Genomic DNA, 8,259 nt, shown 5'->3' with positions numbered 1-8,259 from the left:
CGAGGTCAGGGCCGCGGCGGGCGGCGTGGTGACGGCGGTCGACGCGCTCGCCGTCGGTGTCGCCGCCTGGCGGCTCGGGGCCGGACGGTCCCGGCCCGGGGAGCAGGTCCAGGCCGCGGCCGGGGTCGTGCTGCACGCCCGGGTCGGCGACCGGGTCGGCGCCGGCGACCTGCTGATGACGCTGCAGACCGACACGCCCGAACGGTTCGACCGCGCCGAGCAGGCGCTGGACGGTGCGGTGACGATCAGCACCGACGCCGCCGCCGGCCCTCCCGACGCCCGCCGCTCCGTCGTGCTCGAGCGGGTTGGCTAGGGTCGGGGCATGCAGGTCCTCAACGACGCCCAGGAGATCGCCGACGCTGCCGGGACGGAGCTGGGTGTCAGCGAGTGGGTCGAGATCAGCCAGGAACGGATCGACATGTTCGCCGAGGCGACCGGTGACCGCCAGTGGATCCACGTCGACCCCGAGCGCGCGGCCGGGGGGCCCTTCGGCGCGACCGTCGCCCACGGCTACCTGACGCTGTCGATGCTGCCCTTCCTGGGAGCCCAGGTGTACGCCTTCGCCGGCGACGTGGCCCGGGTCAACTACGGGCTGAACAAGGTCCGCTTCATCGCGCCGGTGCGGGTCGGGTCCAAGATCCGCAACCGGGTGGAGCTGGTCGACGTGCGCGACATCGCCAAGGGCCAGCAGGCGACGCTGCGCCACACCGTCGAGATCAAGGGCGGCGACCGCCCGGCCTGCGTCGCCGAGACCGTCGTGCTGCTGATGGAGGCGTCATGACCCGCACCGGCATCGCGACCTCCGAGCAGATCGTCGCCGCCCCGAAGGTCGCCCTGCACGAGCACCTCGACGGCGGCGTGCGTCCGGCGACCGTGGCGGAGATCTCCGACGAGATCGGACACGTGCTGCCGGCCGAGGGCGCCACGGCCCTGGCCGTCTGGTTCGAGGAGTCCTCCAGCTCAGGCTCGTTGCCGCGGTACCTCGAGACCTTCGTGCACACCGTCGCGGTGATGCAGCGCGCCGAGGACCTGGCCCGGGTCGCGCGCGAGGCCGTCATCGACCTGGCCACCGACGGGGTCGTGTACGCCGAGCTGCGGTGGGCGCCCGAGCAGCACCTGGCCGGAGGGCTCTCCCTGCGGGAGGCCGTCGAGGCGGTGCAGACCGGCATCGACGCCGGCCGCGCCGAGATGGGGGCGCTCGGGCAGCCGATCGTCGTGGGCCAGCTGCTCACGGCCATGCGGCACGCCAAGCGCGGTCTGGAGGTCGCCGAGCTGGTCGTGGAGTACCGCGACCGCGGTGTCGCGGGCTTCGACATCGCGGGTGCCGAGGACGGGTTCCCGCCGATCCTGCACCTCGAGGCCTTCGAGTACCTGCGCCGCGAGAACGCGCACTTCACGATCCATGCGGGGGAGGCCTTCGGGCTGCCCTCCATCTGGCAGGCGGTGCAGCGGTGCGGCACCGACCGGCTGGGACACGGCGTGCGGATCGTCGACGACATCGACCTCGCCGCCCCCGGGGGACCGCGACTCGGACGCCTGGCGTCCTACATCCGTGACTGCCGGATCCCGCTGGAGATGTGCCCGTCGTCGAACCTGCAGACCCAGGCGGTGCCCGGCATGCGCTCAGTTGCCGACCACCCCATCGGGCTGCTCAAGGAGCTCGGGTTCCGGGTGACCGTCAACTGTGACAACCGGCTGATGAGCGGCACGTCGATGAGTCGTGAGATGCAGCTGCTGGTCGACGGTTTTGGCTACGGCCTGGACGACCTGCGCTGGTTCACGGTCAACGCGATGAAGAGCGCGTTCCTGCCGTTCGACGAGCGTCTGACCCTCATCAACGACGTCATCAAGCCCGGCTACGCGAACCTCTGACCTCGGGCCGGTCAGGCGGACAGGAGCCGCCGTGCCTGCCGGGGGGTCATCGGCTCGCACCCGGCGGCGACGGCTGCGGCGACGATCGCGGGTTCGGCGCGCAGGAGCCGCCACCCCCGGCGCACCAGCACCCCGGGCGGTTTGCGACCCTCCCGCAGGTCCCGCACGAGGCGCAGGCCGAAGGTGATCAGGCGGTGACGGCGCAGACAGATCGCCCGGTCGAGCACGCCGGCGTCTCTGCAGGCCGCCACGATCGTGGGCGCGAACAGTCCCTCGGCGATGAACCGCGGCCCGTCCGTCGTCACCGCCCGCATCCCGGTCCGCGTGCTGGTGCCGATGTCGTACACCGGGACGTCGGTCGTGCCGGCCGCGCTCAGCTCGGCGATCGCGGCGACGGCAGCCGACGCGTCCCAGGTGCCCACGTGGTCCCAGTCGACGATGCCGAGGCTGGAGCGGGGCAGGCCCGGTCGGTCGGCGTCGTGGTAGAAGTCGTCGAGCCGCAGCACGGTCCACCCGAGCCGCTCGGCGAGGTGGGACTTGCCGGAGCCGGACGGCCCGGCGACGATCACGACGGTCACGACGGGTCATCGTAGGCCACACCTACGATGGACCCATGTCTGAGCCCGTCACCGCTGCCGCGATCGCGGCCACCATCGACCACGCCATCCTGAAGCCCGAGCTCACCCGCGCCGAGGTCGACGCCGACCTGGAGCTGGCGGCCCGCTACGGGATCTTCAGCGTCTGCGTGCGCCCGAGCGACGTGGCGCACGCCGTCCGGGTCCTGGCCGGCAGCGGGGTGGCGGTGGGCACCGTCATCGGCTTCCCCCACGGCACCACGACGACCGCCACCAAGGTGGCCGAGGCGCACCAGTCACTGGCGGACGGCGCGGTTGAGCTCGACATGGTGGTCAACATCGGACGTCTGCGCAGCGGCCTGCTCGACGACGTCGAGGCCGACGTCCGTGCCGTCGTCGAGGCGGCCGGCGACCACGTCGTGAAGGTGATCCTCGAGACGGCCCTGCTGTCCGACGAGCAGGTCGTGGCCGGCAGCGAGGCGGCCGAACGCGCCGGGGCCGCATTCGTCAAGACGTCCACCGGGTTCGCCGGGGGAGGAGCGACGGTGCCACACCTGCGGCTCATGCGGGGCGCGGTCGGGGACACCGTGCAGATCAAGGCGTCCGGCGGGGTCCGCGACCTCGACACCCTGCTGGAGATGCGGGCGATCGGCGTCACGCGGTTCGGCACCAGCGCCACCGCCACGATCCTCGACGACGCGGCCGTCCGGGAGTCCGGCGGCACGGGCACGGGCGCCAGCGACTCCTCGTCCTACTGACGCCGGTCGGGCCCTGCGCCCTCAGATCCCGAGGGCGGCGGCGAGGTCGTCGCTGACGGAGACGAGCGCGGTCTCCGCGGCGGCGCGGGCGGCCTCCACGGTGGTCGTCACCGGCGCCACGACCTCGATGTAGCACTTGAGCTTCGGCTCGGTGCCCGACGGCCGACAGATGACCCGGGCCCCCGCCAGGCCCTCGCCAGCGGCCAGTCCGAGTCGGATGCCGTCGGTCGGCGGCAGCCCGCGGTACCCGGCGGCCAGGTCGTCGACGGAGGACACCGGCATGCCGCCGAGCCGGTCCGGCGGGGTGGACCTCAGGACGGTCATGGCCGTCGTGATGATCGCGAGGTCCTCGACCCGCACCGAGAGCTGGCCGGTGTGGTGGACCCCGTGCTCGCGGTGGATCTCGTCGAGCCGGTCGAGCAGCGTCAGGCCGTCGCGCCGGAGCTCGGCGGCCAGCTCGAGGACGACCAGGCCCGCGGTCACGCCGTCCTTGTCTCGGGCGATGTGGGGCGCGACGCAGTAGCCGAGCGCCTCCTCGAAACCGAAGGCCAGGTCGTCGATCTTGCCGATCCACTTGAACCCGGTGAGGGTCTGCTGCCACGGCCTGCCGTGCGCGGCGGCCTGGCGCCCGAGGAGGTCCGAGGACACGATCGAGGCGGCGTAGGTGCCGGCCGCCCCTCGACGCAGCAGGTGGTCGGCCAGGAGAGCCCCCACCTGGTCGCCGGTCAGCATCCGGTGGCCGGAGCCGGACGGGTCGCGGACCCCGACGGCACACCGGTCGGCGTCGGGGTCGTGGGCGACGACCAGGTCGGCGTCGACCTCGCCCGCCAGGCGGAGCGCGAGGTCCATCGCGCCGGGCTCCTCGGGGTTGGGGAACGCCACGGTGGGGAAGTCAGGGTCGGGCTCGGCCTGCTCGGCGACGACGTGCAACGGGGCGAAGCCGGCTGCCGAGACGACGTCGACGAAGGTGTCGCGGCCGACGCCGTGCAGGGGCGTGTAGACCGCGACGACGTCACGGGGCCCGTCCGCGAGGAGGTCCGCGGCCGCCGACGCGTAGGCGTCCGCCACGTCGGCCGCCAGCACGGTGTAGGTATCGTCCCGTGGGAGCCGGTCGACGGGTCCGACCCGTTCGATCGCGGCTGCGATCAGCCCGTCGGCCGGGGGCACGATCTGGCTGGAGTCGCCGAGGTAGACCTTGTAGCCGTTGTCCTGCGGCGGGTTGTGGGAGGCGGTGACCATGACGCCGGCGTCGCACCCGAGGTGCCGGATCGCGAAGGCCAGCACGGGGGTCGGCAGCGGGCCGGGCAGGAGGTGGGCGCGCACACCTGCGCCGGTCATGATCTCGGCCGTGTCACGCGCGAAGACCGCGGAGTTGTGGCGGGCGTCGTACCCGATCACGACGGCCGGGCCGCCTGCCACGTGGTCGAGCAGGTACGCGGCGAGGCCGGCGGCGGCCTGCGCGACCACCACCCGGTTCATCCGCCGGGGTCCGGCTCCCAGGGCCCCCCGCAGACCGGCGGTGCCGAACTGCAGCCGCCCGTCGAACCGGTCGGCGAGCTCGACGACGTCGTCGAGGTCGATCAGGCGCTGCAGCTCGGCCCGCGTGACCGGGTCGGGATCCTGTTCGAGCCAGACGCGGGCTCGGTCGAGCAGGTCCATGGTCGCTCCTGTCAGATGCGCGGCAGGACGTCGGCCAGCAGGCCGCCCATCCGGGTCGCGGCCGCACGACCGGCCTCGAGGACCTCGTCGTGGTTGAGGGGATCGCCGGTCGTGCCGGCGGCATGGTTGGTGACCAGCGAGATGCCGAGCACCTCCAGCCCGGCCTCGCGGGCGGCGATCGCCTCGAGCGCCGTCGACATGCCCACGAGGTCGCCGCCGATGGCGCGGACCATCGCGATCTCGGCCGGGGTCTCGTAGTGCGGGCCCGGGAACTGCACGTACACGCCCTCGTCGAGACCGGGATCGACCTCACGGACGAGCGCGCGCAGACGCCGCGAGTAGAGGTCGGTGAGGTCGACGAACGTCGCGCCCTCGATCGGTGACGTGGCCGTGAGATTGATGTGGTCGCTGATCAGCACGGGGGTGCCGGGCACCCAGGCCGGGTCGAGCCCGCCGCAGCCGTTGGTGAGCACCAGGGTGCGCACCCCGGCAGCGGCTGCGGTGCGCACGCCGTGCACGACCGAGGCGACGCCGCGGCCCTCGTAGAAGTGGGTGCGACCCAGGAAGAGCAGCACCCGGCGGTCGCCGACCGTCAGCGACCGGATGGTCCCACCGTGCCCCGCGACCGCGGGAGCGCTGAACCCGGTCAGGTCCGCGGCGGGGAACTCCACCTCGGCGGCGCCGAGCGCGTCAGCGGCCGGGAGCCAGCCTGATCCCATGACCAGGGCGACGTCGTGGTCGGCCCCACCGGTGCGTTCGCGCAGCTCGTCGGCGGCTCGTCGCGCATGCTCGTACGGATCCACTGTCGTACCCTACGACAGTGCCGAAGATCCTGGGAGGCTCGCTCGAGGAGCACCGCCTGACCACCCGCCGCCGGGTGTTCGAGGCGCTCGGCACCCTGATGGTGGACCGGTCCTTCGACGCGATCACCATGGCTGACCTGGCGTCGGCCGCCGGCATCGGCCGCACGGCCATCTACAACCACTTCCGCGACAAGGAAGCGGTGGTGGTGGCGTTCGCGACCGACGAGACCAGCCGCTACCTCGACCGGCTGGAGGCTGCGCTGGCGGGCGCGAGGACGCCTGCCGACCGTCTCAGCACCTACGTCCGCCACCACGTGGAGACCTCGGCGCAGTTCCACTTCGGGCTGGGGCCCGAGCTCTACGGGATGCTGTCCCAGTCGGCGTTGCTGGAGATCCGTGACCACGTGGTCGCGGTCGAGACCGTGCTGCGCGACATCCTGGCCGCGGGTCGGTCCGACGGCAGCTTCGTCGACGAGGAGCCGGCCGCCCTGGTCGCCCTGGTGCACGCGTGTCTGCAGCCCCGGCAGGTGCCGGCGGACGCGGCGGCTGCCTTCGTGGTCCGCGCCGTCTCGGCCTGACACGACGAGACCGCCCCGTCCGGTCGGGACGGGGCGGCCTCGTCGGTCCCGGGTCAGCTGACGGCCGGTACCTGCTCCTGCAGGTACTCGTCGTAGCGGAACAGGAACGCGGCCATCTGCTCCCGCAGGACCGGCTGGGCGCCGCGGAAGGTGACGGTGTCGCCGGCCTCCTGGTAGCCGGTGGTGATGCCGGTCGTGGCGAGCCACTCGATCTCGTCGAAGAACTCGAACGCCGGGGCCACGTCGGTGAACGTCGCACCGTCGTCGTCGACGAAGTCCTGCTCGTCGAAGCGGTACAGGAACGCGGCCATCTGCTCGCGCAGCACCGGCTGGGACGGACGGAACGTCCGGGTGCCGTCGGCCTCGTCGTAGCCGGTGGTGATGCCGGTCGACTCCAGCCAGATGATCTCGTCGTAGAACGTGTCGTCCTCGGACACGTCGGTGAACGGCGACTCCGCCGGACGCTCGACCGTGGGCTCGTCGGCGAACCGGTACAGGAACGCGGCCATCTGCTCCCGCAGCACCGGTTCGGCCGGCCGGAACGTGCCGTCCTCGTACCCCGTCGTGATGCCGGACGTGGCCAGCCAGATGATCTCGTCGTGGAACGTCAGGTTCTCCGGGACGTCGGTGAACGACGGCACCTCGTCGACGAAGGTCAGCGGGGTGAGCGTCTCGTAGGACGGCGCGGACGCGCCGCTGCCCGGGTAGGTGATGATGCCGTACTGCGTCAGGGTGGCCGCGGTCGCCGTGGCGTCCAGCGTCGCCCTGTCGACCGTGATCTCGGCCGTGAACGAACCGTCGGGGGTGAGCTCGACACCCGAAGCGCCGGTGACGGGCAGCTGGGCGGACGGGACGGCCCACTTCGTCAGGTCCGGGTTGCCGTTGGCGACACCGCGGGTGGCGCCGCCGGCGCCCTGCGACGGACGCCAGACGTCGGCCACCTTGGCGAACGCGACGTAGGCGCCGCCGGGCTGGCCCAGGAACGGAGGTCGGGCGCCCGTGGCGAGCGCGGGATCGAAGTTCTCGCCCTCGACCGTCACCACGGTGGTGCCGTCGCTGCTGACCTCGGTCTCCGACACCGTGACGGTGGGCGCGTCGCCCTCGTCGAAGGTCACGTCGAACGGCAGCGGCGGCTTGTTGTCCTGCAGGCCACCGCAGCCGGTGGAGTAGAAGTGCGCGACGACGGCCGTGTCGGCGATCGCGTCGATGAACTCTGTCGGCCACGAGCCCCACCAGCCGGTGGCGCCACCCTCGGTGGTGCAGGTGGTCGTCTGGTTCGCGACATCGTTCGTGACGCCCTGGTAGTCCGGGGTCACGCGGAAGCCGCCGTCGGTCTCGACGCTGAGCGAACCCGCGTCGAACGTCGCGAGCTGCAGGCGCCCGAACTCCTCGGCCTCGACCGGATCGCCGTTGACGTCCACGCCCGCACCGAGGGTGAACTCGACGGTGAGGTCACCGGAGCCGTCAGGGTTGACGGTCAGCTCGGGGTCCTCGTAGATCTCGTTCGGTGCGCCGAACGCGACCGGGTAGGCGTTGACCGTGTAGGAGCCGTCCCACGCCAGGGTCAGCACGTCGGTGGCCGCGTCGCGGACGCCGGTCCCGTCGGTGAACTGCACGGCGTTGGGAGCCTTGCCGGCCTTGGAGGTCGGGAACGACGTCGCGGGGACCGGGTCGACCGCGTACTCGGTCTGCGGGGTGGGGTTCGGCGTCGTGGCGACGTCACCCTCGAGGAACGCCGCGTCGCCGGTGAAGTCCTTGAAGCCCCACGGGCCGAAGATGCCGACCTGGGCGTAGCCGCTGAGGCCCCACGTGAAGGTGGCGTCGGTGACGGGGGTGTCGCCCGTGGTGACGACGGGCTCGGCCGAGGCCGGCGCTGCGCCGACGGCGAGCAACGTCCCGGCGGTCATCGCCGCGGCGGCGACCCCCGCGAGGTGACGTCTCGTGCGTGTGCGGATGGACATGTGATGCCTTTCGGGTTCAGCCGGAGGGCTCCGGCGAGGTGCGTCCGCCGGGA

8 protein-coding genes and 1 pseudogene are annotated in these 8,259 nt (G+C 72.5%); 5 read left to right on the top strand and 4 right to left on the bottom strand.

What is annotated here, in order from left to right:
* The 3 genes and pseudogenes from HMPREF0063_RS09670 to HMPREF0063_RS09660 all read left to right on the top strand — a co-directional run.
* Window positions 1–313 (top strand): annotated as a pseudogene (locus HMPREF0063_RS09670) (thymidine phosphorylase); the annotation flags it as partial.
* Window positions 314–322: 9 nt separating this feature from the next.
* A complete protein-coding gene (locus tag HMPREF0063_RS09665; protein WP_007078479.1) occupies window positions 323–781 on the top strand; it encodes a MaoC family dehydratase in 459 nt (152 codons plus the stop codon).
* The gene (locus HMPREF0063_RS09660) at window positions 778–1,872 is read left to right on the top strand and encodes an adenosine deaminase (RefSeq protein ID WP_007078478.1); all 1,095 of its coding nucleotides are present in this window, start codon (window positions 778–780) and stop codon (window positions 1,870–1,872) included. The genes HMPREF0063_RS09665 and HMPREF0063_RS09660 overlap by 4 nt, the downstream gene beginning before the upstream one ends.
* Window positions 1,873–1,883: 11 nt before the next feature.
* On the opposite strand, the gene HMPREF0063_RS09655 is transcribed toward HMPREF0063_RS09660, so the two are convergent.
* On the bottom strand, window positions 1,884–2,450 hold the full coding sequence (locus HMPREF0063_RS09655) for a uridine kinase family protein (RefSeq protein WP_007078477.1): 567 nt from the start codon (window positions 2,448–2,450) through the stop codon (window positions 1,884–1,886).
* A gap of 35 nt (window positions 2,451–2,485) precedes the next feature.
* Here HMPREF0063_RS09655 and deoC point away from each other — a divergent pair, with 35 nt between their 5' ends.
* The gene (gene deoC, locus HMPREF0063_RS09650) at window positions 2,486–3,205 is read left to right on the top strand and encodes a deoxyribose-phosphate aldolase (RefSeq protein WP_007078476.1); all 720 of its coding nucleotides are present in this window, start codon (window positions 2,486–2,488) and stop codon (window positions 3,203–3,205) included.
* 21 nt (window positions 3,206–3,226) lie between these two features.
* Here the strand turns inward: deoC and HMPREF0063_RS09645 are convergent, their stop codons facing one another.
* Both HMPREF0063_RS09645 and HMPREF0063_RS09640 read right to left on the bottom strand, forming a co-directional pair.
* On the bottom strand, window positions 3,227–4,864 hold the full coding sequence (locus HMPREF0063_RS09645; protein ID WP_007078475.1) for a phospho-sugar mutase: 1,638 nt from the start codon (window positions 4,862–4,864) through the stop codon (window positions 3,227–3,229).
* An 11-nt stretch (window positions 4,865–4,875) separates the two neighbouring features.
* Window positions 4,876–5,667 carry a purine-nucleoside phosphorylase gene (locus HMPREF0063_RS09640; protein ID WP_007078474.1) on the bottom strand — a complete coding sequence of 264 codons (792 nt, stop codon included), beginning with the start codon at window positions 5,665–5,667 and terminating at the stop codon, window positions 4,876–4,878.
* 17 nt (window positions 5,668–5,684) lie between these two features.
* On the opposite strand from HMPREF0063_RS09640, the gene HMPREF0063_RS09635 reads away from it, so the two are divergent.
* On the top strand, window positions 5,685–6,245 hold the full coding sequence (locus HMPREF0063_RS09635; RefSeq protein ID WP_007078473.1) for a TetR/AcrR family transcriptional regulator: 561 nt from the start codon (window positions 5,685–5,687) through the stop codon (window positions 6,243–6,245).
* 53 nt (window positions 6,246–6,298) lie between these two features.
* Here the strand turns inward: HMPREF0063_RS09635 and HMPREF0063_RS16970 are convergent, their stop codons facing one another.
* Complete coding sequence (locus HMPREF0063_RS16970; RefSeq protein ID WP_007078472.1) at window positions 6,299–8,206, bottom strand: S-layer homology domain-containing protein; 1,908 nt, start codon at window positions 8,204–8,206, stop codon at window positions 6,299–6,301.
* Between the last annotated feature and the right edge of the window lie 53 nt (window positions 8,207–8,259).

The organism is Aeromicrobium marinum DSM 15272, assembly GCF_000160775.2.
GTDB lineage: Bacteria > Actinomycetota > Actinomycetes > Propionibacteriales > Nocardioidaceae > Aeromicrobium > Aeromicrobium marinum.
Note: the sequence above shows the minus strand (reverse complement) of the source record. Positions and strands in the feature narration are given on the sequence as shown.